The organism is Rhizobium sp. CBN3 (assembly GCF_030518245.1).
Taxonomy (GTDB): Bacteria; Pseudomonadota; Alphaproteobacteria; order Rhizobiales; family Rhizobiaceae; genus Rhizobium; species Rhizobium aethiopicum_A.
On the sequence record NZ_JAULSE010000013.1, the window covers coordinates 117345 to 143308 of the forward strand.

25 protein-coding genes are annotated in these 25964 nt (G+C 60.6%); 13 read left to right on the forward strand and 12 right to left on the reverse strand.

All coding sequences use genetic code 11. From position 1 onward, the window contains the following. Positions 1–10: 10 nt before the first annotated feature. From QWJ46_RS20305 to QWJ46_RS20355, 11 genes are all read left to right on the forward strand, one after another. On the forward strand, positions 11–856 hold the full coding sequence (locus QWJ46_RS20305) for an alpha/beta fold hydrolase (RefSeq protein WP_302753280.1): 846 nt from the start codon (positions 11–13) through the stop codon (positions 854–856). After that, positions 853–1788, forward strand: coding sequence for a flavin reductase family protein (locus QWJ46_RS20310; RefSeq protein ID WP_302753282.1), 936 nt, complete (start codon positions 853–855; stop codon positions 1786–1788). Before QWJ46_RS20305 ends, QWJ46_RS20310 begins: the two co-directional genes overlap by 4 nt. Then, on the forward strand, positions 1785–2825 hold the full coding sequence (locus tag QWJ46_RS20315; protein WP_302753284.1) for an LLM class flavin-dependent oxidoreductase: 1041 nt from the start codon (positions 1785–1787) through the stop codon (positions 2823–2825). Before QWJ46_RS20310 ends, QWJ46_RS20315 begins: the two co-directional genes overlap by 4 nt. 4 nt (positions 2826–2829) lie before the next feature. Then, positions 2830–4293, forward strand: coding sequence for an aldehyde dehydrogenase (locus QWJ46_RS20320; protein WP_302753285.1), 1464 nt, complete (start codon positions 2830–2832; stop codon positions 4291–4293). 5 nt (positions 4294–4298) lie between these two features. Continuing rightward, positions 4299–4622, forward strand: coding sequence for an NIPSNAP family protein (locus QWJ46_RS20325; protein ID WP_302753286.1), 324 nt, complete (start codon positions 4299–4301; stop codon positions 4620–4622). A gap of 48 nt (positions 4623–4670) precedes the next feature. Next, entirely contained in the window at positions 4671–5681 is a 1011-nt protein-coding gene (locus QWJ46_RS20330; RefSeq protein WP_184458903.1) for an ABC transporter substrate-binding protein, read from the forward strand. Between the two features lie 111 nt (positions 5682–5792). Further along, positions 5793–6665 (forward strand): ABC transporter permease, encoded by an 873-nt coding sequence (locus QWJ46_RS20335; protein ID WP_302753289.1) that lies wholly within the window; start codon positions 5793–5795, stop codon positions 6663–6665. A gap of 1 nt (position 6666) precedes the next feature. Beyond that, complete coding sequence (locus QWJ46_RS20340; RefSeq protein WP_302753291.1) at positions 6667–7467, forward strand: ABC transporter permease; 801 nt, start codon at positions 6667–6669, stop codon at positions 7465–7467. Then, complete coding sequence (locus QWJ46_RS20345; protein WP_302753292.1) at positions 7464–8543, forward strand: ABC transporter ATP-binding protein; 1080 nt, start codon at positions 7464–7466, stop codon at positions 8541–8543. The genes QWJ46_RS20340 and QWJ46_RS20345 overlap by 4 nt, the downstream gene beginning before the upstream one ends. 10 nt (positions 8544–8553) lie before the next feature. Further along, positions 8554–10008, forward strand: a complete 1455-nt coding sequence (locus QWJ46_RS20350) for an NAD-dependent succinate-semialdehyde dehydrogenase (protein WP_302753294.1) — start codon at positions 8554–8556, stop codon at positions 10006–10008. Between the two features lie 8 nt (positions 10009–10016). Then, positions 10017–10847 carry a phosphate/phosphite/phosphonate ABC transporter substrate-binding protein gene (locus QWJ46_RS20355; protein ID WP_302753296.1) on the forward strand — a complete coding sequence of 277 codons (831 nt, stop codon included), beginning with the start codon at positions 10017–10019 and terminating at the stop codon, positions 10845–10847. 14 nt (positions 10848–10861) lie between these two features. Here the strand turns inward: QWJ46_RS20355 and QWJ46_RS20360 are convergent, their stop codons facing one another. From QWJ46_RS20360 to QWJ46_RS20400, 9 genes are read right to left on the reverse strand one after another with little or no spacing between them, the layout of a single operon-like run. Continuing rightward, the gene (locus QWJ46_RS20360; RefSeq protein ID WP_302753298.1) at positions 10862–12391 is read right to left on the reverse strand and encodes an FAD-dependent oxidoreductase; all 1530 of its coding nucleotides are present in this window, start codon (positions 12389–12391) and stop codon (positions 10862–10864) included. After that, on the reverse strand, positions 12388–13605 hold the full coding sequence (locus QWJ46_RS20365) for an NAD(P)-dependent oxidoreductase (protein WP_302753300.1): 1218 nt from the start codon (positions 13603–13605) through the stop codon (positions 12388–12390). The genes QWJ46_RS20360 and QWJ46_RS20365 overlap by 4 nt, the downstream gene beginning before the upstream one ends. A 9-nt stretch (positions 13606–13614) precedes the next feature. Continuing rightward, the gene (locus tag QWJ46_RS20370) at positions 13615–14595 is read right to left on the reverse strand and encodes a GHMP kinase (protein ID WP_302753301.1); all 981 of its coding nucleotides are present in this window, start codon (positions 14593–14595) and stop codon (positions 13615–13617) included. Next, positions 14592–16538, reverse strand: a complete 1947-nt coding sequence (locus QWJ46_RS20375; RefSeq protein ID WP_302753303.1) for an HAD-IIIA family hydrolase — start codon at positions 16536–16538, stop codon at positions 14592–14594. Before QWJ46_RS20375 ends, QWJ46_RS20370 begins: the two co-directional genes overlap by 4 nt. Then, the gene (locus QWJ46_RS20380; RefSeq protein ID WP_302753305.1) at positions 16528–17469 is read right to left on the reverse strand and encodes an NAD-dependent epimerase/dehydratase family protein; all 942 of its coding nucleotides are present in this window, start codon (positions 17467–17469) and stop codon (positions 16528–16530) included. The genes QWJ46_RS20375 and QWJ46_RS20380 overlap by 11 nt, the downstream gene beginning before the upstream one ends. Before the next feature lie 32 nt (positions 17470–17501). Next, positions 17502–18461, reverse strand: a complete 960-nt coding sequence (locus QWJ46_RS20385) for a lysylphosphatidylglycerol synthase transmembrane domain-containing protein (RefSeq protein WP_302753307.1) — start codon at positions 18459–18461, stop codon at positions 17502–17504. Continuing rightward, entirely contained in the window at positions 18458–20428 is a 1971-nt protein-coding gene (locus tag QWJ46_RS20390; protein ID WP_302753309.1) for a hypothetical protein, read from the reverse strand. The genes QWJ46_RS20385 and QWJ46_RS20390 overlap by 4 nt, the downstream gene beginning before the upstream one ends. Positions 20429–20446: 18 nt before the next feature. Beyond that, positions 20447–21685: a glycosyltransferase family 2 protein gene (locus QWJ46_RS20395; protein ID WP_302753311.1), complete on the reverse strand. Its 1239-nt coding sequence runs from the start codon at positions 21683–21685 to the stop codon at positions 20447–20449. A gap of 16 nt (positions 21686–21701) precedes the next feature. Continuing rightward, positions 21702–22328 (reverse strand): SIS domain-containing protein, encoded by a 627-nt coding sequence (locus QWJ46_RS20400; RefSeq protein WP_302753312.1) that lies wholly within the window; start codon positions 22326–22328, stop codon positions 21702–21704. A 254-nt stretch (positions 22329–22582) separates the two neighbouring features. Here QWJ46_RS20400 and QWJ46_RS20405 point away from each other — a divergent pair, with 254 nt between their 5' ends. Beyond that, positions 22583–22834 carry a type II toxin-antitoxin system ParD family antitoxin gene (locus QWJ46_RS20405; RefSeq protein ID WP_368046098.1) on the forward strand — a complete coding sequence of 84 codons (252 nt, stop codon included), beginning with the start codon at positions 22583–22585 and terminating at the stop codon, positions 22832–22834. Positions 22835–22836: 2 nt separating this feature from the next. After that, the gene (locus tag QWJ46_RS20410; protein ID WP_302753353.1) at positions 22837–23187 is read left to right on the forward strand and encodes a type II toxin-antitoxin system RelE/ParE family toxin; all 351 of its coding nucleotides are present in this window, start codon (positions 22837–22839) and stop codon (positions 23185–23187) included. A 56-nt stretch (positions 23188–23243) separates the two neighbouring features. On the opposite strand, the gene QWJ46_RS20415 is transcribed toward QWJ46_RS20410, so the two are convergent. From QWJ46_RS20415 to QWJ46_RS20425, 3 genes are read right to left on the reverse strand one after another with little or no spacing between them, the layout of a single operon-like run. Then, the gene (locus tag QWJ46_RS20415; RefSeq protein ID WP_302753315.1) at positions 23244–24221 is read right to left on the reverse strand and encodes an ABC transporter ATP-binding protein; all 978 of its coding nucleotides are present in this window, start codon (positions 24219–24221) and stop codon (positions 23244–23246) included. Positions 24222–24225: 4 nt separating this feature from the next. Then, positions 24226–25053 carry a carbohydrate ABC transporter permease gene (locus QWJ46_RS20420; protein WP_302753317.1) on the reverse strand — a complete coding sequence of 276 codons (828 nt, stop codon included), beginning with the start codon at positions 25051–25053 and terminating at the stop codon, positions 24226–24228. Beyond that, positions 25050–25928 (reverse strand): carbohydrate ABC transporter permease, encoded by an 879-nt coding sequence (locus QWJ46_RS20425; protein WP_302753319.1) that lies wholly within the window; start codon positions 25926–25928, stop codon positions 25050–25052. Before QWJ46_RS20425 ends, QWJ46_RS20420 begins: the two co-directional genes overlap by 4 nt. Between the last annotated feature and the right edge of the window lie 36 nt (positions 25929–25964).

The following is a 25964-nucleotide window of genomic DNA, read 5'->3' on the forward strand; positions in this document are numbered from 1 at the left end:
GCGCTCTGAGATGCTGACAGCCGGATCGAGCAAAGACGCCGCTGCAGCAACGAGCGCCGCCGGTGCCTTGCCCCGAAAGAGGACGGCAAGCGGAACGGCCTATCACGAGGCCGGTAGCGGCGAACCACTGGTTCTGATCCATGGCGTCGGCATGCGGCTCGAGGCCTGGGCTCCGCAGATCGCCTTTCTGTCGGCCGGCCATCGCGTCATCGCCGTCGATATGCCGGGACACGGCGCGAGCGCGAAGCTGCCGGCGGGCAGCCGCCTAGAGGAGTTCGTCGCCTGGTTCGGGCGCTTTCTCGACGAGATGGCGATCGAAACAACGAATGTCGCCGGACATTCCATGGGGGCGCTGGTCTCCGGCGGGGCGGCGGCGACCTTCGGCGAACGGATCAGCCGTGTCGCATATCTCAACGGCGTCTACCGGCGCGATCCGGAAGCAAAGGCTGCCGTCCTTGCGCGGGCTGCCGCCATTCCGGCGACGGGCGTCGACAAGGAAGGCCCTCTGGCTCGCTGGTTCGGCGACGACCCGGACAGCCTCGTTGCGCGTGAATTGACACGGGAATGGCTGAACCTCGTCGATCCGGAAGGCTATGCCGTCGCTTACGCCGCCTTCGCCGGAGGCGACGAAACCTACGCCGATCGCTGGAAGGACGTCCGCGGCCCGGCCCTGTTCCTGACGGGATCGGATGATCCCAACTCGACGCCGCTGATGGCAACGCAGATGGCGGCGCTCGCGCCGAAGGGCTGGGCCCGCATCGTCGAAGGTCATCGTCACATGGTGAACCTGACCGCGCCTGACATCGTCAATTCGCTGCTCGTCGAGTGGCTGTCGTTCGGGGAGGATGAACGATGACAATCCAGACAGTCGATCCAAGGGCATTGCGCGACGCATTCGGCGCTTTTCCCACAGGCGTAACCGTCGTCACCGCTTGCGACGGGGAGGGGAACCCGATCGGCTTCACCGCGAATTCCTTCACCTCGGTCTCCCTCAACCCGCCGCTGCTCCTCGTTTGCCTTGCCAAGACCTCGCGCAATTTCGCGACTATGACCGGCGCGCAGCATTTCGCGATCAACGTGCTGTCGGAAACGCAGAAGGACGTGTCGAATACCTTCGCGCGCCCCGTTGAAGACCGATTTGCGGCAGTCGAATGGGCCAAGGGGTCGGCAGGCTGCCCCGTATTCTCGAACGTCGCCGCCTGGTTCGAATGCGCCATGGAAGAGGTCATCGAGGCCGGCGACCACGTCATCCTGATGGGACGCATCGAATCCTTCGACAATAGCGGCCGCAATGGTCTCGGCTATGCGCGTGGCGGCTATTTTACGCCGACGCTCGCAAGCAAGGCGGTTTCGGCGGCGGCCGAAGGCAATATCGAACTTGCGGCGGTCGTCGAACGCCGCGGCGAGGTTCTGCTGCTCGGTGACGAGGTGCTCGCTCTCCCGAGCATCGACGCCCATGACGGCAACCCGACCGAGGCGCTGGAAAAATATCTGGAGGCGCTCACCGGGCTGAAGGTCAGCATCGGCTTTCTCTACTCGGTTTACGAGGGCAAGAGCGATGGCAAGCAGCACATCGTCTACCACGCTGTCGCAGGCGATGGGGAGCCGGCGAGCGGCCGGTTCGTGAAACCCGACGCTCTATCGGGCGCGCAATTCAAGACCAGTTCGACCGCCGATATCGTCAACCGTTTCGCGATGGAAAGCTCGATCGGCAATTTCGGCGTCTATTTCGGCGACGAGACCGGCGGCAAAGTTCATCCCATTCCAGCCAAGGGCGCAAAAGCATGAAGTTCTCCCTCTTCGTCCATATGGAACGGCTCGACGCCAGCCAGAGCCATAAGAGCCTCTACGACGAATTCGTCGCGCTCTGCGAGATCGCCGATAAGGGCGGCATGCATGCGATCTGGACGGGCGAACACCATGGCATGGATTTCACCATCGCACCCAACCCCTTCGTGACCATCGCCGATCTTGCCCGCCGCACGTCACGGGCAAGGCTCGGCACTGGGACGGTGATCGCCCCCTTCTGGCATCCGATCAAGCTTGCCGGCGAAGCTGCCATGACCGACATCATCTGCGACGGCAGGCTCGATATCGGGATTGCGCGCGGCGCCTATTCCTTCGAATATGAACGGCTGCTGCCGGGTCTCGACGCCTGGGGCGCCGGCCAGCGCATGCGCGAGCTCATCCCGGCAGTCAAGGGCATCTGGAAGGGCGACTACGCCCATGACGGGGAGTTCTTCAAGTTTCCCGCGACCACCTCTGCGCCGAAGCCGCTGCAGCAGCCGAACCCGCCCATCTGGGTGGCGGCGCGCGATCCGAATTCGCACGAATTTGCCGTCGCCAACGGCTGCAACGTTCAGGTTACGCCGCTCTGGCAGGGCGACGACGAGGTCCAGTCACTGATGGACCGCTTCAACGATGCCTGCGCCAAGAACCCTGATGTCGAGCGGCCGAAGATCATGCTGCTGCGCCACACCTATGTCGGCTCGTCGGAAGAAGACGTCGCCCGGGCGGCCCATGAGCTCAGCGTTTATTACAACTACTTCTTCGCCTGGTTCAAGAATGAGAAGCCGGTGACCCAAGGCCTGATCGAACGGATCCCGGACGAGCAGATCCGAGCGAACGCCATGCTGTCGGATCAGGTCATGCGCACCAACAATGTCGTCGGCGACGCCGAGACCGTCATCAGCAGGCTCAAGGCCTATGAAGCCCTCGGCTACGACGAATATTCCTTCTGGATCGACACCGGCATGAGTTTCGAGCGCAAGAAGGCGTCGCTCGAACGCTTCATCGCCGAGGTCATGCCGGCATTTCAGGAGTAGGACCATGCGGCGTTTCCAGCATTACATCGACGGCGAATTCTCGGATGGCGAAGCCTCCTATCCGAGCATCGATCCGGCCACCGGCGCGGTCTGGGCTGAAATGCCCGAAGCGCGCGAGGGTGATGTCGATCGGGCCGTGAACGCTGCTGAGAGGGCGCTCTACGAAGGCCCCTGGTCGAAGATGACGGCCACGCAGCGCGGCAAGTTGCTCTATAAACTCGCCGACCTCGTTGCCGCCAACGCGCAGGTCCTTGCCGGATTGGAGACCCGCGACACCGGCAAGATCATCCGCGAAACATCGGCGCAGATCGCCTATGTCGCCGAATATTACCGCTACTATGCCGGCATATCGGACAAGATCGAAGGCTCCTACCTGCCGATCGACAAGCCTGACATGGATGTCTGGCTTCGCCGTGAGCCGATCGGCGTCGTCGCCATGGTCGTGCCATGGAACAGCCAGCTCTTCCTGTCGGCGGTCAAGATCGGCCCGGCGCTCGCGGCTGGCTGCACGATGGTGGTGAAGGCTTCGGAAGACGGGCCGGCGCCGCTTCTCGAATTTGCGCGTCTCGTGCACGAAGCTGGCTTTCCCGCCGGCGTCGTCAACATCATCACCGGTTTCGGCGCCTCCTGCGGTGCGGCGCTCGGCCGTCATCCGAAGGTCGCTCACGTCGCCTTCACCGGCGGTCCCGAGACCGCGAGGCACGTCGTTCGCAATTCGGCCGAAAATCTCGCTTCCACCTCGCTCGAACTCGGCGGTAAGTCGCCCTTCATCGTCTTTGCCGATGCGGACCTCGAAAGTGCCGCCAACGCTCAGGTCGCCGGCATCTTCGCAGCAACGGGTCAAAGCTGCGTTGCCGGATCGCGCCTGATCGTCGAACGCAGCGTCAAGGACAAATTCGTCGCCCTGCTGCGGGAAAAGGCCGAAGTGATCCGGATCGGCGCGCCGCTCGACATGACAACCGAGGTCGGCCCGCTTGCCACCAAGCGCCAGCAGGACAATATCGGTGCGCTCGTTACCAAGTCGATCGAAAGCGGCGCCCGTCTCGTTACCGGCGGACGCAAGATCGATGGTGAAGGCTTTTACTTCCTGCCGACGATCCTCGATTGCGATGATGTCGCTTCGCCCTCGCTGATCGAGGAATTCTTCGGCCCGGTTCTGTCGGTCGTCTCGTTCGACACCGAGGCCGAGGCGCTGCGGCTTGCCAACGACACCCGCTACGGCCTGGCCTCAGGCCTCTTCACCCAGAACCTGACCCGGGCGCACCGGCTGATGAAGGGCATCCGCGCGGGCATCGTCTGGGTCAACACCTACCGCGCCGTATCGCCGATCGCACCCTTCGGCGGCTTCGGCCTGTCCGGCCATGGTAGGGAAGGCGGCATGGCCGCAGCGCTCGACTATACCCGCACCAAGACGATCTGGCTCAGGACGTCGGACGATCCGATCCCCGATCCTTTCGTGATGAGGTAGCGCCGATGTTTTACGAAATCCGCACTTATCGGCTGAAGAACGGCGCGATCCCGCACTACCTCAATGTCGTCGAGGAAGAGGGGATCGAGATCCAGAAGAGCCATCTCGGCACGCTGGTCGGCTACTTCTTTTCGGAGATCGGGACGATCAACGAAATCGTTCACATCTGGGCCTTTGCGAGCCTGGACGACCGGGAGGCGAGACGCCAACGGCTTCTGGCCGATCCCCGCTGGCAGGCCTTCCTGCCCAAGATCCGCGATCTCATCGAGGTGGCGGAAAACAAGATTATGAAGCCAGCAAGCTTTTCTCCCAGGGGCGAGGCGCACTGACGGCATAAGGCATACCCGTAGGACAAACCAGAACAAGGATAAGGGAACATGAAAACAGCATTTGCTTTCGCGGCGGTTGCCGCATTCGTGGCGGTCTCCGCCCCGGCCAGGGCCGACAGCCTGGTCTTCTCGAGCTGGGGAGGAACAACCCAGGATGCGCAGAAGGCTGCATGGGCAAGTCCCTTCACCGAGAAGACGGGCATCACCGTCGTGCAGGACGGGCCGACGGATTACGGCAAGCTCAAGGCGATGGTCGAGGCCGGCGAAGTCAACTGGGATGTCGTCGACGTCGAAGGTGATTACGCCGCTCAGGCCGGCAAGAACGGCCAGCTCGAGAAGCTCGACTTCTCCGTCATCGACAAGTCCAAGCTCGATCCGCGTTTCGTCACCGATTATTCGGTCGGCAGCTTCTACTATTCCTTCGTGATCGGCTGCAATGCCGACGCCGTCAAAGCTTGCCCAAAGACATGGGCCGACCTGTTCGACACGGCGAAGTTTCCGGGAAAACGCACATTCTACAAATGGTCGGCTCCCGGTGTGATCGAGGCGGCGCTGCTTGCCGACGGCGTGCCTGCGGACAAGCTTTATCCGCTCGATCTCGACCGCGCCTTCAAGAAGCTGGATACGATCAAGTCCGATATCATCTGGTGGTCGGGCGGCGCGCAGTCGCAGCAGCTCCTGGCCTCCGCGGAGGCGCCCTTCGGCAGCGTCTGGAACGGCCGCATGACGGCGCTTGCGGCGACCGGCATCAAGGTGGAGACCTCCTGGGAGCAGAACATCACCGCTGCGGATGCGCTCGTCGTGCCGAAGGGCGCGCCGAATGCCGAGGCTGCGATGAAATTCATCGCGCTGGCGACCTCCGCCGAACCGCAGGCTGCCCTTGCAAAGGCCACGGGATATGCGCCGATCAATGTCGAGTCGGCCAAGCTGATGGATCCGGAAACCGCCAAGACCCTGCCGGACCAACAGACGGCAAGCCAGGTCAATGCCGATATGAATTACTGGGCCGACAATCGCGATGCCATCGGCGAGAAGTGGTACGCCTGGCAGGCGAAATAAGCTGGAATGGCATAGCAAAGGGCACGGCGATTGTTCGCCGTGCTCCCGCAGCGTCGGCGCCGGTCATCGGACCTCGCCGCCAGCGGAAACTGACGGGTGGGAAGGACTGTCATGACGACGTATAGCGATGCCTCTGGCGCAATCACGCCTCTGCCGAAGGCGCGCAGGGCAACAGGTTTTGGCGGGGTCGTTCCGGCTCTGGCCTTCGTGGGAATCTTTTTCGTCGTTCCGGTGGTGGTCCTGCTGCTGCGAAGCGTATTGGAACCCGTCCCGGGTCTTGGCAATTATGCGCAACTGATCGGGTCGGCGACCTATCTCAAGATTTTCGCAAATACGTTCATCGTCTCCGGTTTCGTCACGGTGATTTCGCTTTTGATCGGTTTTCCCGTCGCCTGGGCGCTGGCGATCATGCCCGGTCGGCTGACGTCGGTGATCTTTGCGATCCTGCTCTTGTCGATGTGGACCAATCTGCTGGCCCGCACCTATGCCTGGATGGTTCTGTTGCAGCGGACGGGGCTGATTAACAAGATGCTGATGGGAATGGGCCTGATCGACCAGCCGCTCGCGCTCGTCAACAATCTCACAGGCGTCACGATCGGCATGACCTATATCATGCTGCCTTTCATTATCCTGCCGCTCTACGGGGTGATCAAGAAAATCGATCCGTCGACCCTGCAGGCAGCCGCCCTTTGCGGCGCCAACCGCTGGCAGTGCCTGACCCGCGTTCTCTTGCCCCTCGCCATGCCCGGCATGGCGGCCGGCGCCCTCATGGTTTTCGTGATGTCGCTCGGCTATTTCGTTACGCCTTCGCTTCTCGGCGGTACCGCCAACATGATGCTCGCAGAACTGATCGCGCAGTTCGTGCAGTCGCTGGTCAACTGGGGAATGGGCGGTGCGGCGGCGCTGGTGCTCCTCGTGGTGACACTGTCGCTCTATGCCGTGCAGCTGCGGTTCTTCGGCAGCCAGAACCCGGGAGGGCGTTGATATGTTGCTCAATTTCGACCGCCTCGGCTGGTGGAAATATCTCCTCCTGGCGATCACGCTTCTGACTGCAGCCTTCCTGCTGTTGCCGATCGTCTTTATCGCCGCCCTGTCCTTCGGCTCCTCGCAATGGTTGATCTTTCCGCCGCCGGGCTGGACATTTCAGTGGTATAGCGAACTCTTCGCCGATCCGCGCTGGCTGGAATCGGCTTTGACAAGCTTCAAGATCGCGGTCATCGTCACGATCCTGTCGGTGCTGCTCGGGCTGGTGACGTCCTTCGGGCTGGTGCGTGGTTCATTCCTGTTCCGCGATGCGCTGAAGGCGCTGTTCCTCACGCCGATGATCCTTCCGGTCGTGGTTCTCGCTGTTGCTCTCTACGCCTTCTTCTTGAGGATCGGCCTTGGCGGCACCTTGACGGGCTTTGTCATTTCGCACCTCGTGCTGGCGCTACCCTTCTCGATCCTGTCGATATCGAGTGCGCTCGAGGGTTTTGACAAGTCGATCGAGGATGCGGCGGTACTCTGCGGCGCTTCGCCTCTGGAGGCAAAAATCAGGGTCACGCTTCCGGCCATCAGCCACGGGCTGTTTTCGGCGGCCGTCTTCTCGTTCCTGACATCCTGGGACGAGGTGGTGGTGGCGATCTTCATGTCCAGTCCGACCCTGCAGACACTGCCTGTGAAGGTCTGGGCGACGCTGCGGCAGGATCTGACACCCGTCGTCGCAGCAGCCTCGACCCTTCTCATCCTCTTGACGATCATCTTGATGGCACTGGTTGCCGTCGTGCGTAAGGTACTGAAACAATGAACGAACCATTCCTTCAGATCCGCGGCATACGCAAGGAATACGGCCCCGTCGTCGCCGTGCACAACGTCAATCTCGATGTCCGGCGTGGCGAGTTCCTGACCTTTCTCGGACCGTCCGGATCCGGCAAGAGCACGACGCTCTACATCCTGGCGGGCTTCGAAAACCCGACCAAGGGCGACATTACGCTCGAGGGCAAGACCCTGCTCGCCACGCCGTCGCACAAGCGCAACATCGGCATGGTGTTCCAGCGCTACACCCTGTTTCCGCATCTGACGGTGGGTGAGAACATCGCATTTCCGCTGAAAGTCCGGCGCAGGTCGAAGGGCGAGATCGATAGCAAGGTAAAGGAGATGCTGCGTCTCGTCAGGCTCGAAGGTTTCGAGGATCGCAAGCCCGCGCAAATGTCCGGCGGCCAGCAGCAGCGTGTCGCCCTTGCCAGGGCACTTGCCTATGATCCGCCAGTGCTGCTGATGGACGAGCCGCTGTCGGCGCTCGACAAGAAGCTGCGCGAGGAAATCCAGCACGAGATCCGCCGCATCCACCAGCAGACCGAAGTGACGATCCTCTATGTCACGCACGACCAGGAAGAGGCGCTGCGGCTTTCTGACCGCATCGCGGTCTTTTCGAAGGGCGTCATCGACCAGATCGGGACTGGCCCCGAACTTTACGCCAATCCCAAGACCCGCTTCGTCGCCGAATTCATCGGCGATAGCGACTTCATTTCATGCGACCTGGTGTCCTCCTCCGATGGACAGGCCACCATCGCGCTCGGAGGCGGAAGCATCTTCAATCAAATCCCGGTGCATGGCAAAGGCACCTCCGGCGCAAGGGCGGCGCTGATGCTGAGACCGGAGCGCATTCGGCTGTCGCGCGCAAGAGCCGCCGGCGCAGGTCTTGCCGCAACCATCAGCGACATTACCTTTCTCGGCAACAATATCCACGTCTCCACAGAGACGGCGACAGGCGAGGCGCTTTCGGTTCGTTTGCCGTTCGGTCATGAGGCTATTGCCGGGCTCAATCGTGGAGATATAGTCCATCTGGATTTCGATCCCGGCGCCGCTCACGTATTCTGCTGAAAGTTGTTCCATGAAGCTCAATGATCCCTCGCTGTTCCGTCAGGCCTGCCCCATCGCCGATCGCTGGATCGAAGCAGAAGGGCGCCGGGCGGCCATGGTCCGCAATCCGGCGACAGGTGAGGTGCTGGGCGCGGTCCCTGATCTCGGTGCGGCGGAAACGGAAGACGCCATCGCCGCCGCCGTCGTCGCCCAGAAGCTCTGGGCGAAGAAGACCGCCGGCGAACGCGCCGCTGTCCTCAAGGCCTGGCATCGTCTGATGATCGAAAACCGCGACGATTTGGCGATGATCCTGACGATGGAGCAGGGAAAGCCGCTCACTGAGGCCAAAGGGGAAATCACCTATGGTGCGAGTTTCATCGAATGGTTTGCCGAAGAGGCAAGACGCATCAACGGCGAGACCATACCGGGGCATCAGCCGGACAAACGCATCCTCGTCCTGCGCCAGCCGGCCGGCGTCGTGGCGGCGATCACGCCCTGGAATTTCCCGAACGCGATGATCACCCGCAAGATCGGCCCTGCGCTTGCCGCCGGCTGCGCCGTCGTCCTCAAACCGGCGCTGCAGACACCATTCTCCGCAATCGCGATTGCCGTTCTCGCAGAGCGCGCCGGCCTGCCGGCGGGGCTGCTCAACATCGTCACGGGAGATGCCGCCGCAATCGGCGGAGCGCTGACCGCGAGCCGCGACGTCCGTGTCCTGACATTCACCGGCTCCACTCGGACGGGCGAGCTGCTTTACCGGCAATGCGCGCCGACGATCAAGAAACTCGGTCTCGAACTCGGCGGCAATGCCCCCTTCATCGTCTTCGATGATGCCGATCTCGATGCTGCGGTCGAAGGCGCGATCATAGCCAAGTTCCGCAACAACGGCCAGACCTGCGTCTGCGCCAACCGGCTTTACGTCCAGGACGGCGTTTATGAGGCATTTGCCACTAAGCTGGCTGCGGCCGTTTCGGCATTGAAGGTCGGTAACGGTCTGGAACGTGACGTCGTGCTTGGCCCCCTCATCGACGACAACGCCGTCGCAAAGGTCGAAAGCCATATTCAGGACGCCGTTGCAAAGGGTGCCGGCATCGTTTCGGGAGGCAAGCGCCACGCGCTCGGCGGTCACTTCTTCGAACCGACGATCCTGCGCGATGTCGATGCCGGCATGCAGGTCGCGCGCGAGGAAACCTTCGGGCCGCTTGCCCCGCTTTTCCGTTTCCGCGACGAGCAGGATGTCATCGCGCAGGCGAACGATACCGAGTTCGGCTTGGCTTCCTATTTTTACGCGCGTGACCTGTCGCGGGTGTTTCGCGTCGCCGAAGCGCTGGAATATGGGATGGTCGGCGTCAATACCGGTCTCGTCTCGACGGCGGAAGCGCCGTTCGGCGGCGTCAAGATGTCGGGTCTCGGCCGCGAAGGGTCGAGCCACGGTTTGGACGAATATACCGAACTCAAATATGTGTGCCTCGGCGGCATTGCCTGAGCGGGTCGATGCTTGCGCTTCCCGCGGAAAGCACCGGAACGGGGCTCGTCAGCATCGCCATGTATGTCACATCAGAGCCGCTCGCGTATGCGACGGCCGACCTGTGGTCGTTCCTCCGAAACTATCTCTCGAAGGCCGGCCTTCAGGATGTGCCGGAAAAGCTTGACCGGACGGTTGGCTATGACGAGGCCTGGCTGCGGCCGGATCTGCTCCTGTCCCAGACATGCGGTTATCCCTTTGCCACGCGCCTGCGTGGCAGGGTACGCCTGGTGGCGACGCCCATATACGGTCATCCGGGCTGCGACGGCGCGCTGATGCGAAGCTTCATCATAGTCCGCAAGGATTCGGCGCTTCGGTCGCTGGAGGATTTGCGCGGTACCACCGCCGCGATCAACAGCCCCGACAGCAATTCCGGCAGCAATCTGTTTCGCGCCGCCGTCGCTCCGCTTGCCCGGGGCGGCCGCTTCATTGGCCGGATCATCGAAACCGGCAGCCACGGCGGCAGCATTGCCGCCGTGGCTGCAGGCCGGGCAGACAGCGCGGCCATCGATTGCATCACCTATGCCAATATCGGCCGTTTCGACCCCGGCGATCTGAAGCGGGTTCGCATCATCGCCGAAACTCCCAAAGGCCCCGGCCTGCCGTTCATCACTTCGGGCAATGCACCGGACGAAAGGGTCCAGCTCCTGCGAAACGCACTGCGTGCCGCCATCGAGGAGCCGTCGCTGGCCGCCATGCGTGCGGCTCTGGGTCTCGTTGATATTTCGGTGCTTTCCGAAGCCGATTACGAGCCGCTTCTATCATTGGCCGGAGATACGTTGCCACAGCTGAGAGCCTGAAGAGCCGAATGGATTCAGAGTGCCGGCTTTGCGTCTGTTTCGGCAAGTCGATGGGCGATGCGATCGGCATTGGCCATGATCGTCATCGTGATATATTTCGATGACAGATCCGGAATGATCGAGCCGTCGACGATGTGGAGACCGGGATGGAGGTTCAATTCGCCGTCTGCGGAGGTGCCGAACGGACCTGCCGCGCCCATAGGCAAGGTGCCGGCGAAATGCGCGTCGACACCCGGCTCCGCCAGCGATGCGCCCGGCAGCTGAATGAGTCCCAACCGTTTCCATTCACGACGAAGCGCCTTTTTCAAAGCTTCGGCACTGACATCAAAGCCTTCCGCGAAGCCGCCTCGGATGGTCAAACCCTTCCCCATCGTTGCGTCTCGGTGGATATGGCTGCGGCTTTGATCGCCAGGATAATAGATCGTGGCGACGAGGAGGCTTCCGGCGATCGTCTCGAAGGCGGCGCGACCGGCCTTCCGACCGAGCGGCATCCTGTTGATGAAGCTTTGTGCCGGCAAGGAGCCGACTTCATAGATCGCTCCCGTCACATAATCGGAAGTGCCGCCGCCGTAACGCAGAGATAATCCGAGCTGCGCCAGACTGTGCGTCGGCGTCGACGAACGCAGCAACCTCGCGGGGGAGAGCAGAGGAATGGCCAGCGTGGGACTGTTCAGGAGGCGCAGTCCCTGTTCCTCGATCGGAAGATGGTCCGCCAGCAGGGCGGCCGTTCCAAGTACCCCTGCGGCAAGAATGATCCTCGGCGCGAAAAATGACGAGCCATCGGCCGTTCCGACCGTCCAGCCCGCATTGCGTGTCAGCGAGACGGCCCGCTTGTTGTCGAGCAAGCGAAAATGCGGGGATTTCCGCAACAGAAGCAGGTCCTGCCTGCTGTTATAGATGGCGCCGCCCGGACAACCATAGAGACAGTCACCGCGCAGGTCGCATGCCGCCCGTCCTGTCCTCGCCTCGGAAAGTATGGCGTTGACGGCGGGGAAAAGCCGAAACGAGCCGTCCGCCGGCTTCGCGACCTCGTGTCTACGAAGAACATGGGCAGCTGTCGCCCCGAGCGGCAGGACAGGCTCGCCGCCGGCGCTTGTCTTGTAATCAGAATTCCTGCTGAGCCCGATGCGCTCGGATATGCGCTCGTAGGACTTTTGCAGGGCAGCGATGTCTATCGGCCAATCGGCAATGTCCTCGGCATCGAGATAGCTGATTTGCGCGCCCCAGATATTGGAGAGGCCGCCGCGGGCGAGGCTGCCAATGGGCAGGAATCCAGCGCCACCGATGCCGGAATCGCGGCGAAACCGTTCGAGAATCCCGCGCGACACCGGCGTCTGCAGTTTTGGCGAGCTGCCATCGTCCGCACGCATGGATTCGAGATCGCTTCCGAGGATGCGCACACTGCGGCTTTCCTCCTGCGACCCGACGTCATTGCCCGCGTCCAGCATCAGAACGCGGCGGCCGGCCGCTATAAGCGGAAACGCGGCGGAAACACCTGCAGGGCCGCTGCCGATGATGATGAAGTCGGCATCGGGCTCTTTCATCGATATCTCCCGGCCAAAAGGGCGCGGAGCGGAAGGAGCAAGACATCGCTTGATATCGTCAGGATCGCCTTGAAGAAACCGGCCCTTTTGCCCCGCTGCCGTTCCGGCTCGCTCGCGAGATCGGCGAGGTAAAGGGCTCTTGCGAGGCGATGCTGCGTCCGATTGGCGGGTGGTTCAAAGAGCGCCAGCAGACGCGGATGCCTGATCAGCGTCGGGGAGAGACCGAGCGGCGCCAGTCCTTCGCGCCGAAGCCCTTCGCAGAGGCGCTCCACCTGCGCTTCGGTGGGTGGGGAGCCGAGATAGTGCAGCAGCGCCTTGGCCTCGCTTTGCGACGGCTCTCCACTTTTCTGGCCGAGCTCCGCCGAGAGCACCACCAGTGGATCAGCCAAGGTCAATTTCAGCAGCCTGAGACTGTCCCCACTTTCCATAGGGGCGGCTCCCGCAAGCCCCAGGACGCGCTCCGGATCGACCGTCGGGATCAGCGGCAGAAGCTTCGTCATACGACAGGCAAGCAGGGCCGCAGCGAGGGGGATCGGGATGAAATGCAGCTTCCCTTTGCCCTGGCTGAGGCGAAGAATTCGCAGCCAGGCGGCAAAGCTTATCGGCCTCTCCTGGGCGAGCACGAATGTTTGCGGCAGCTGGCTTTCGTCTGTCGCCAGCGCCAACAGGCCCGCGGCGACTTCATCGAGATGAATGGGTTGAACCTTTCGGCTAAGCCCAATCATCGGCAGAAGCGGACTTAAGGCCGATAGTTTCGCCATCAGACCGTACATCGCGGTGCGCGGGCCGCCGTAAACAAGCCCAATTCGCGCGATCCGAACGATCGGCGCCGCGAAGCTGGCCGCCAGATGCTGCTCAATTCTGTACTTGGTGCGGCCGTAAACGTTCAGCGCTTCCTGCCTGGACGAGGTGGAGGAGGCAAAGACGAAGCGTGGTACTCCGGCTACCTTTGCCGCTTCCGCCAATTTTATGGTGCCCGAAATATTGATGTTGTTTTCCTCGGCCGTCTCCGGCCCGGTGGCCCAGGAATGCGCGAGATGAACGACGGCAGCAGCCCCCTTCAGATCGGACGCGGCGGGCTCATCTCCGATGCGCCACTTGGCTCTAGATCGCCGGCCGAGCTCGACCACCTCGAAGCCACGCTCACGCGCCAGCGTTGCAAGTCTCGCACCGATATAGCCGGTTGATCCCGTGATGATGAGACGCGGTGCCATTCACGTCCTCTATTGTGCAAAGGCGATGCGCGCGCCGCTCCAGTCAAAACGAAACTCGATTTCCTTGAGCTTCGATAGCGCTTGCCGGACTTTTGCCTGGCGATCTCTGGGGCAATAGAGAACGAGGAAACCGCCGCCGCCGGCACCTGCGAGCTTGCCGCCGATCGCGCCGGCTGCGCGTGCCGCCTCATAAAACTCGTCAATGGCGCTATTGGTGATCTGCGACGTCAGCGATCGCTTCATCATCCATCCGCGGTGCAGCGCTTCGCCGAAGGCGCCGAGATCCCCGGCCATCAGGATGTCGCGCATTTCGTAGGCCAACTGTACCATGCGCTCGACCGTCCGGAACTTTTCTTCGTTCGTCTCCATGGCCTGCACCTGCGTCGATAGCACAGAGCGCGTGTCGCGCTGGCTTCCGGTGAAAAACAGAAGGATATTGCTCTCGAGCTCAGCCATCTTTTCGGCGCTGAGCACGACGGGCTGCACATTGACGCTGCCGTTGGAATTGAATTCGATGAAATTCAAGCCGCCATGCGCGGCTGCGTACTGGTCCTGTTTGCCGATCGGCTCCTTCAGGATATCGATTTCGAGCCTGCACGCTTCTTCCGCCAACTGATCCTTGGAGGCGAAACGCGACCTGTGGGCGTAGAGCGCGTTGATCAGCGCCACGGAAAAGGAGCTGGATGATCCCAGCCCGGTTCCGGAGGGAATATCGGCGACGGAAGCGACTTCGATGCCCGGCTCGACCCGATGCATGCGCAAGGCCTCGCGCAGCAGCGGATGCGCGATCTCCTCAAGGGTGTCGGCAAGCTCTGTCCGCGTATATTTCAGATGGTATTTGTTTTCGTTGAAATAGTTATGCACGATGACGAAGCTGTACTTGGCTATCGCGCAGGACAAGACCGCTCCGGCTTGCCGGCGGTAATAGGACGCGATGTCCGAGCCGCCGCCGGCGAAGCTAACCCGAAAAGGTGCGGATGAAACGATCAAAGGGTTGTCTCCTCGAGATTGATGACGATATCGGCCGATGTGCGCTGCAGATCGATCCTCGGCCACTCTTCCTGAATTCGCGACTGCCAGAGCCCTTCGGCGGCAACCGGCGTGAGGCCTTTCCAGGCATAGAATGTGTGAAAGCGGTTCAGCAGGGTCTGCTGCGACGCTTCGACGAACACGGCCATATCGACCTGCTGGCGGATCGACGCATGCCCGGCAAAGATGCCATCCAGCAGGATGACCTCGGCATCTCGCGCGTCATAGGTGGTGCCTCTGAACTGGCCACGGCTTGCCGCGTCATAGCCGGGCGCTTCGACCCGTCCGGACCGGCGCAGAGTGCTGACGATTTCGGGATAGAGTTCAACCCTGCTGCGCTCTTCCGCATTCATATCAGGGCTACGATGTTCGACCGGCAGTATCCAGCGGTCGAGTTCCAGCCTCAGCACCCCGCGCCCTGCTTCCGAGAGGATGCGTTGAACGGCATGCGCAAAGGTACTTTTCCCGGAGCGGGAACGGCCGCATATGCTGACGAGCAGCGGACCCGCTGTATCTGAAAGCCGCTCCTCAATCGCTCTGGACAGAGCTTTCCCGATCTCCTCGTAGCCGCATTGAAAGCGAACGGCGTCGTAGACCGTGTCGAAAACAAGATCGGCGCGTGGGATTTCGGTTTCCGCGGCAGGATAGCTCTTCACATCCCGCAGGCCATAACCGGTCCGCACGCCATAGGCCCAGATGCCCGCCTTACGGCCCGCACCAATGTCGCGCAAACTGTCGCCAATGATGACGGATTTCGATTTTTCGATCGGCAGTTCCGCCATCGCCTGGCGGATCATCAGATCCCCCGGTTTGCGGCAAGCGCAATCGATCTTGAGCGCGGTGACTTCGTTTGGAAATCCTTTGTCCGGGTGGTGCGGGCAAAAATAGATTCGGTCCAGAACGCCGCCGTCTTCGGCAAGCTCGGCCTCGAGGCGACCAAGAACATGATCCAGGCCGGTCTCATCAAGCAAGCCTTTGGCGACCTGCGGCCGGTTGGTCACGGCAACCGCAAGGAAGCCGGCCTCACGCGCGAGCCGCACCGCTTCGCCGGCTTGACTGATCAGCTTCACCTGGTCTGGATGTATGACTCCGTGGCCGCCGACATCTTCGTTGAGCACGCCGTCGCAATCGAAAAACACTGCAGGTCTTCGAACCGACAGATGGACGGCATGAACCCGATCATGGCGAATATCCTCGGCGGCGGCGGCGTGTCGGCTCGGAGATCCGGTATCTTTCATATATTCGGGCGTATCATAAATTGCGACCGGTATGGATCGCTCGAGGAGACCGGGGATCACATCATGGATCATGTCGGCCGGCTGCCCCGACTGGAGAGTGTCGAAGAACTGGCCGCAAGCCACGTACAAACCGGCCGGCACGAGATTGCGCCAATCCGCATCGCGCGGCGCCTTGCGGGGCAACAGGCGCTGGAGGTAGCCGTTCTTCTGAACGACGATATCGGATGTGCGGGGATGATCGTTGGGATGGGCGATGATCGTCAGCGCGGCGGGAAACTGCCGGCGATGACGGGCAAGTGCCGACAGGTCGATATCAAAAAGCATATCGCCGTAGACGATAAGGACGTCATCGGCGATCGTGTCCAAAGTCGTTAAGCAACCGGCTGTACCGAGCGGAGACTTCTCAACGAAGATTTCGATCGTAACGCCAAGCTTTTCGGCTTCCGGGCCAAGGGCAGGCTCGAGCTGGTTGCCGAGATGGCCGCCAAGCACGCGCACATGCTGAACGCCTTCGCGGGCGAGGACACGAATTTGCCGGACAATAATCGGCACGCCGGCAAGCGGCAGAAGAGCCTTCGGAATGACATCGCCCGTCATGCTGCGCGCGCGCGTTCCGAGGCCTCCGGCGATAATGATAGCTTCGCGGATAGCGTTCTCAGAACCCATTCGCCAAGATCCGCTCGACGGCGAGTTCAACAGCCTCGGTCGACTTCCGCTTCGGCGTCCAGCCGAGCGCGACAAGCCTGCTTATGTCGTAGCTGAAGCGCGGCACGTCGCCCAGCCAGCCACGGTCTTCGCTGCCATATTCGATGGCGGCGCCGGAAGCGACCTTCGAGACCACGATCTCGGCGATATCCCGGACCGACGTTTCGCCGATGCCGCTGGCATGAAATACCTCATAGGCACCGGGCGCCTTTTCCCAGGCAAGGAGAATCGCGTCCACCAGGTCGCCGACATAGAGATAGGGCTTCGTCTGCATGCCATTCCCGAGCACCTGGAGCCGCCTCGGATCAGCCTTCAACCTGTTGATGAAGTCATAGATGGCTCCATGAGTGGAGCGTTCCCCGACGACATTGGGAAAGCGCAGCACGAGCGTCTTGATGCCGAACGACAGCGCATAGACGGACAAATAGGCTTCGGCGGCAAGCTTGCTGGCGCCATAGAGCGAAATCGGCCGCAGCGGGCCATGATTTTCGTGAATGTTTCCTTCGGCTTCACCGAATACGGCGGAGGTGCTGGCGAAGAAAAGCTTGCTGATTTCATGCTTGCGCATGATGGCGAGCAGCGTCGTCGTCGTCAGCTGGTTCAGCTGGAGGTCGAGCTCGACATTGGCATTGCCGGCGGCAATATCGGAATTGGCGGCGAGATGGAAAACGGCGTCGGGACGGTCCGCGCCAATGAGCCGATCCATGCCTTCCCGATCGAGCATATCCAGCTCATGGAAACGAAAATCCGATCGCTGCAGCAGATGATCGATGTTGCGCATGCGGCCAAGATGAAGGTTGTCGATCGCGGTTACCCGATAACCCGAATCCAAAAGGCGATCGCAGAGATGGCTGCCGATAAAACCGGCCCCTCCTGTTACCAAGGCATGCATGTCGGCAGCTCCATATGATCTGTTAAGGCTCTTCAGAGCGCTTTGATCTTTCCCGAATGAGGACGCGATAGGACGAATACACCACCGGCCAAGCCGACCACAAGCTGCAGCAGGCCGAAAACCACCGACAGCGTCGCGGCGTCCGTGGTGCCGATGCCGAACACGGCAAGTGAAAGGATCATGCCGCCTTCGCGCAGCCCCCATCCTCCAACGGAAATCGGAACCATAGCGATCAACAGGACCGGCGGGAAAGCGGCTGCGGCCTGACCCCAATCGAGCGGGAGACCAAGACCGACAACGAGGATTTCAAGCGAGACGACACTCAATCCGTGAATGACGAGGGTCAACAGGAATATCCCCAGCATTCTTCGGTGGCTGAGAAAAGCTGCCAGCGCCTCGTTCAGCGCGTGCAGCTTTGCCGGAAGAAACCGGACGAAAAAATGCCGGCGCCAGGTGAAGAGCAGGGCCGATGCGATTGTTCCCGCAACCCCGAGAGCCGTGAGTTCGACCAGATAGGGGATTGGGAAGTCGTGTCCATAAAAGCCGCGCATGATGATCAGTCCGAGCAGCGCGACGACGGCCAGCCCGAAAAGAGTGAGGATTCGGTCGATTACAACACCCAGTGTCGCTTCCGTTATCGTCAGGCCATATTTGATGGCGCCGAATATGCGGGCGGCATCGCCTGGAATGGGACTTGGAAGAGCCTGATTGTAAAACAGGCTCTGCATGAAGAGGTTTATGGCGCCGGCCATTTTCAGCCTTTGCCCTATCATTTCCGATAGCAGGCACCACCGCCAGGCCGAAAGCAGGGCCTGAAAGAGAAGCAGGAAGACGCTGACCCAGATGGTCGTCGCCGGTAGGGTGCGGACCGCAGCCCACCCTTCCGCGAAATCGACCTTGCGCGCGGTCCATATGACGAGGCCAAGCGCGACGGCCACCTTCACGGCCGGTATGCCGATACGAAACAATGCGCGTGAGGACGGCGTGGTCACGATTGCCGATCCGCATCAAAGCGATAGAGCTTCCAGCCGAACCGATCCGTCAATATCAGCGAGGAGCGAGGCATCATATGGGCTATGACGCTGTTGGCCATCGCTATTTTGTCTTCTCCGATGCGTTCGGCGAGGAACGCGCTACCGGCATCGGGTGGAACGATGAAGTAAGCTATCTTATTGTCCTTGATGAAAGCACCGATATCCGAACCCGGTGCCGGCAGAACGTAGCGCGGCAGTTGCCAGCCGCCATCGCGGCCGCCGTTGTAAGCCGTGGACAATAAGGTATTGGCCGTATCGAAAGGCTGAAAAACGGTTCGCAGGTCGTGAGCTGCGATATAGCGGTACATGAAATAAGCTTCGCGATGGCTCTCCATATATTGGTCGACGCTTATCATCCCCAGCACGACGTCAATGTCTTTCGCCTTGACCGGGTCGATGTCGCTGCCGCCCATTTGATGCCAATGGGAAATCCAGAGCCCGCCGGCCAGCAAGACTATTATCATCGGGCTGGCGACCATGCCTGCTGGCGAAGAGGCCACTTTTGTCAGTGGAGCCATCCGCGGCAGGACCCGTCGGTCGAGCCATTCATCCAATCTTTCCCGAACCAGGGAGGCGCCGATAAACCCGGTCGAAAAGAAAAGCAGATAGGCTGGCGTCGCCCACCGTATGTGATTGAACATAACGGTGTACCATATCACGAACATAGCAAGGACCATCGCTGCGAGAAAGGCGATGCGCCGGAAAGCCACCGCCAGACCGGCCAGGATCAAAGCGAGGGCGACGAATGCATTTGGCTTATTTTCGAGAAACCAGTCGTAAAGGATAAAGAGGAAGTCGTGCCAACCCTGCAGAGTAGCGAGGTTGGTAACAAAGTGCCGGTTCGCGGGATCGAAGGCCCTGCCCAATTCGAGCATGTAATCCGCCATCCAGGCATCGCTGAGGCCCTGATGGCCGAACATGAAGGGATAGATCGGATTGCCGAGGACAATCAGGTTTTTCGCATACCAGTAGCCGGCGACCGCGAGGAATGCGCAAAGGCATGACAGAAGGAGCGGCAGGGATATCCTTCCCTTGAGCAGCATCGGTATCAATACCAGCCCTATGAGGCCGACCATTTGCAGTTCCGTATATTTCCCTCCGACCGCTCCTCCCAATACGAGCGCACAATGAAAGAGCTCCGCCGGCCGCCGGGTCTCCAGATAACGCCACAGGAAAAGCACGGCTGCGACCGAGAAACACGACCGGGCAAGATCCGTCATCGGTTCGCCGACACTCCCCCTGAAGAAGGGGATGCTGAGGATCAGCGCTGCCACCAGGAAAAAACCGCATGCTCGCCAACGACTGGCGCAACTTGAAAGCAGGAACAGAAATCCGAAGAAAATTGCGATGTTCATGGCGGCCGCGCCGGTCCAGTGACCGCTGACCATCATGACGAGCGCAAACAGCAGATTGAAGAAGAGGGGAATATTGCCGTAGAAGGGATGATCGATCTGCGGCGACACAAAGCCGGCATGATCGATGATGCTGTTGGCGAGAGGGATATGGAAAACCCACACGTCGGCAACGGCTGGCGGAAAGAGCGACAGCACGCTCCACACATAGCAAAGCATGATGCATGTGAAGGCCGCAAGCGCCGGAATGGGATTTCCGTTTTTCGATTCAATTGCGATTTTACGAAGCAGCGAAGCCAGATCGCAAAGAACGGCAACGAGATCGCGCCGGCGCCAGATCAACGAGATAACTACTATGGGAAGAATGATTTCCCATCTCAATCCATGAAATGCGCCAAAAATGGTGGCCGCGCCGCCGGCAATCGCCAGAGCCGGTAGGATACCGCTGAACAGAAAATCGGTGCCGTCTCGAAAGGGCTGATCGCAACGTCGGTTGAGCCGGACAACGATGCCCCTGTCGATCACGAGGCCCCATAATATTATGGAAAGAACCGTGCACCAGCCTACGATCATGATAGCCCTTTCGTGGCTTTATCCCGCGAGAGGCGGCGCAGGCTTCTTGACTGGCAGCATGACCCCGAGTGCTCGTATCATGAGCCCTGATATGAAGATTTGGAACGCCGTGATGATGAGCCACAGCCCGAAGACGGCCCAGTTGGTCTCGATGCCGATCTCGGGCAGCACGTAGCCGTTCCCGACATAGGAATCGAAGAGCGGAACCGCCAGCAAAACGCCTGTCAGAACGGCGATAACTGATCCCCATATCGTTGCATTGTAAGGAAGGCGCCGCTCGAGGCGAGGCTGCACATGTCCCGAATAGTCAAAAATCACCCGACCGATCGCTGCCGAAATCAGCATTGATTGACCAAGGACGGCCAGAGCCATCGCAAACAGCATGGCATTCGACGAGAACCGCACGCCTGCTATCGACATAGGTCCGGCGAGCAGCGGCAACATTATGATCAAGCCGAGGGCCAGCAGCAGGAAGCCCGGCCAAATCAAAAAGAAATCGAACCCGTAGACAAACATCGCCTGCAGATTGCGCCAGCCGGCGCGCCAGGGCTCCATCCAGCCTCGGCGCTTCATGTGGCTCAGCCGTCCTTCCGGATCCTTCAGGAAGTGAATCGGCACCTCGGTCGTCGCAAGCTCCATATGGACTGATTTCAGCACCATTTCCGAAGCGTATTCCCAGCCTTGCGAGCGGAGATCCATGCGAAGCAGCGCATCGACACTGATGCCCCGCATGCCGCAATGGATGTCGGAAAAGCGGCTGCCGAACATCCGATTGAGAATCCACGTCGTCAGCGGCGTTCCGAAATAACGATGCAGCGGCGGCATCGCATTGTCTTCGATCGAGCCCTTGAATCGCGAGCCCATGACAAATTCGGATCCCTTCCGGAATGCCTCGATGAAGGGCGCTATCTGGCGAAAATCATAGGTGCAGTCCGCATCGCCCATGATGATGAACTTGCCGCGGACGAAGGGAATGGCATCGATGTAAGCTCTGCCCAAGCCGCGCTTCGGCGTCCGCAATACGCGCGCGCCCCGCTCACGGGCGATTTCCGGCGTGCGATCGGTCGAACTGTCGACGATGAGGATTTCTACCGCCGCACCACTTGCCGCGATGCCTTGACGGCACCAGTCGACGAAGGTTCCGATCGTCAATTCCTCGTTGAGCGAGGGGACGAGGATGGTGACTTCCGGGTCGGTGACGTCGTCGTCCGGCGTAAGGAGCGACAGTTCCGGATCGTGGATGTGGGGGAAATTCATGCGCGTGATAAGGCTCTTAGGAAAGGACGGGCGGGACGAGGCCGCAGGAAAAATCCAATATGGCGTGGCAGATCGCGAGATGGGCAATCTCCACATAGCCATATTGATCGGAAGCGACGTAGAAGTTCAGATCGCCGAGCGCACGCAACGGGTTGCCCGGAGCGAAGCCGCTCAAGGTGATAACGGCGCCGCCTTTTTCGCGGGCAGTGCGGACGGCCTTGGTGATGCTTTCCGATCTGCCTGAACTGCTGATCGCGACCAGCAGATCCCCTTCATTCGCATGCATTTCGATCTGCTTTGCGAAGACGTTCTCATAGCCGAGGTCGTTCGAGAGGCATGTCAGCGTCGCGCCGTCGTTCATCGCCATGGCGCGGAGTCCGCCATTTTTGGAATAGTCCGTCGCCATATGGCTGGCAATCGCGGCGCTGCCGCCGTTACCGATGAAGATGATCTTCCGGCCGGCGTCATGGGTAGCACGGGCGAGTTGCATAGCCTCACTCATCGCAGTTGCATAATCGAGGCTTTCGTCACCTCGCCGCGACGCGGCTGCATTCACGAGAACATGGCGGAGAAATGTAAAATAGCGATCGAGATCGCCGGCCGTCACGCCGAGGTCCGAGGATATGGTCTGGTTATGTGACATGCTGGTTCAACCCTACGCCTTGGAAATTGGGGCGTCCTTAAAGACTAAATGATACAAAGGCAAGTTGCGCCCGGCATCCCTTCGGATGGTTGTTAACGAGTGTCACGGCTTTGCAACTGAGGGTCTTCCGTCAAGCATCCGGCCCCGACGTGAGGGTTGCTGCTCGCCTTAGCGCTGCTACGGAGGCGCGCGTGATGAATATTGACAAAATGTGCTACGCTACCCATCATAAAACGAAACTAAAGGATATGCCGATGGCATCGGGCAGCATTCATGTGAAGGTCAGTGGGCAGTTGCAGGATCATATCCAGCAGCAGGTCGGCGATGACGGCCTTTATGAAAACGCCAGCGAGTATATCCGCGCTCTCATTCGCCGCGACTTGCAGACTCGTAATGAAGCCTGGGACATGCTGCAGAGGGAGCTCGCGCCGGCGATGCGGGCCGACGACAGCGAATTCGTCGCGGTTTCGGCTGAAGACGTCATCCGCCGTAACAAGCGTCGATAAGTCTGGTGGCCTATCGATTTTATCCGCGCGCCGATGCCGCGCAGGACAAGATCTGGCGTGATATGGTCGAGGCGTGGGGCGAGAAGCAGGCGGAGGCCTATTTTCTCGGACTGCACGCCTATTTGCAGCGTTTGTGCGAGGATCGGTCGATCTGGCGGCAGCTTCCGCAGCGTCTGGCGGTTCCGGCAGACATCAAGCGGTCAGCCTATTTCGGCCGTTATGAGCATCACTATGTGTTCTTTCGCGCGCTTAAGAACGGCGATCTTGGTGTCATGAGCATTCTTCACGAACGAATGAGTCTGCCGGTCCGGCTCAAAGAGGACCTGGTGGCTCTCTCAAACAAACAGCCGTGAGGGGCGGGACTTTCGGTCAGTAGGATTGCTCCTCGAGGTGGGGCTTTAACCCGGTCTCAGAACCGGTGTTCCGCTCCCTCCACCGGATTTGCCCAGACCGTCATGCCTGATGCAAACGGCGTCTCGCCTTCGGCGCGCACGACCATTTCGCCGAGTTCGGGGACATCGAGATAGAGGATCGCGTCGGCGCCGAGCCGTTCCACGTGTCGGATTCTGCCTTGCCACTGGCCGGTGCCTTCCGAAAGCCTGACATGTTCCGGGCGGATGCCGTAGGTCGTGCAGTTCATTCGCCGTGCCGTCTCGCCGCCATAGAGGTTCATCTTCGGGCTGCCGATGAAGCCGGCGACGAAGGGTGTGGCGGGATTGCGGTAGAGCTCCATCGGGCTGCCGATCTGCTCGACGGCGCCACCGTTCAAAACGACGATCTTGTCGGCCATCGTCATCGCCTCGACCTGGTCGTGGGTGACATAGATCATCGTCGAGTTCAGACGGGCGTGGAGTTCCGAGATCTCCAGGCGCATCTGTGCCCGCAGCGAAGCATCGAGATTGGAGAGCGGCTCGTCGAACAGGAACACCCTGGGATCGCGCACGATCGCCCGGCCGATGGCGACGCGCTGCCGCTGGCCGCCGGAAAGCGCTTTCGGCTTTCTCTGCAGCAGATGAGTGAGCTGCAGCGTTTCGGCCGCCGCCGCGACCTTCTCGGCGATTTCAGCCTTCGGGCGGCGGGCGAGCGAAAGCCCGAAGCCGATATTCTCGGCAACCGTCATATGCGGATAGAGCGCATAGCTCTGGAACACCATGGCGATGCCCCGCTCGGAAGGTTCCGCATAGGTCACGTCCTTGCCGCCGATGGTCAGCCTGCCCGAGGTCGTCTCTTCCAGGCCGGCGATGATGCGCAGCAGCGTCGACTTCCCACATCCCGACGGGCCGACGAAGACGACGAACTCGCCGGAGGCAACCTCCAGATCGACGCCCTTGATGACCTCGAGAGCGCCAAAGCTCTTGCGAACCTGTTTGAGAGCGAGCTCAGCCATTCTGCTACCCTTTGACTCCGCCTGCTGTCATGCCTGCGACGATCTGGCGGTTGAAGAAGATGAAGACGATCAGCGGCGGGATCGTTACGAGGAGGATGTTCATGAAGAGCAGATTATACTGGCTCGAATACATGCTCTGGAAATTATAGAGCGTCAGCTGCACCGTCACATTCTCCTTGCCCGGCAGGTAGTAGAGCGGATTGGTGAAATCGTTGAAGATCGCGATCGACTGGACGACGATATTGGTCACGGTCACCGGCTTCAGTAGCGGCAGGACCACCCTGAAGAAGATCTGCCGGGGCTTGGCGCCGTCGATCAGCGCCGCCTCGTCGAGATCGCGCGGGATGGTCGAGATGAACGACCGATAGAGCAGGACCGAAAAGGAGAGATTATAGGCCACCTGGATCAGGATCATCCCGGTCATGGTCTTGAAGAGGCCGATATCCTGCAAAAGGCCGATGGTGGGCACAACGGCCGGCGGCATCATCAGACCCATGAACAGCGCAGCGAAAGCCACGCGGTTCCACGCCGTCTTACGGCGCTGCATCACATATCCGACCATCGCCGACAGCAGGATCAGGATCGTGACGGAAACGACCGTAATCAGAGTCGAATTGAAATAGGCGAGCACGAGCTGATAGTCGCGCGCCTTGAAGACGGCGACGAGATTGTCCCAGAACAGCCAATGCTCAGGAGGTTCGAAATCGAGGCGGGAGGCCTCCGATTTGGATTTCACCGCCTGCAGAGCGACGAAAACGAAAGGCATGACGAAGATCACGGCCGCGACGGCAAGGGCTATCGCGCCCGTCACATAGGGGCGGACGCTTCTCATTCCTCGACCTCGCGCCGGTTAAACCACAGGGTGAAGGGCAGGATGATCACGGCGATCAGTGCGAACAGAATGACGTTTCCGGCCGTCGACAGCCCATAGAAACCAGCCTGGTACTGCTTGTAGATGACCGAGGCGATCACATCGGAAGAGAAACCGGGTCCGCCGCGGGTCATGGCCCATATGAGATCGAAGGAACGGAGCCCGCCGATCAGCGACAATGTCACGACGATGACGGTGGCCGGGCGCACGAGCGGCAGGGTGATCCGAAAGAATTGCTGGAGCCGCGTGGCGCCGTCGATCCTGGCGGCCTCATAATAGTCGGGACTGATCGCGGCAAGACCGGCGATGAAGATCAGGGTGGCAAGGCCGACACCCTTCCAGACGTCGACGAGGGCCACCGAAAAAAGCGCGAGCGCCGGATTGGTCAGCCATCCCGGCCCAGGAATGCCGAGCGTCTCGAGCGTAACATTGATGATGCCCTTGGTCGGATGCATCATGACCGTGAAGGTGATGCCGATGCCGATGGTCGAGACCAGCACGGGAAAGAAGACCAGCGTGCGCAGGAAGCCGCGGGCGAAGATATTGCTGGTGAGCAGCACGGCCAGCAGCAGTCCGCAGACCGTTTTCAGGCCTGAGGTCGTCACCGCGTAGATCAGCGTGTTGATCAGCCCCTTGACCAAGAACGGTTCGGAAAAGAACTGCTGGAAATTTTCGAGCCCGATGAATTGGGCCGTCGAGAGATCCCAGCGCGTCAGGCTGTACCAGAGAGACGATATAGTCGGAAAAAGGAACAGCACACCGTAAATGATGGCGGCGGGAATGAAAAACCACAGCGGGTAGGGCGATTTGCGCGAGTGCGGGCGTGTCTCGGTCATGACTACCTCTTCGATCGGGGAAACCTCGCCCCGTCA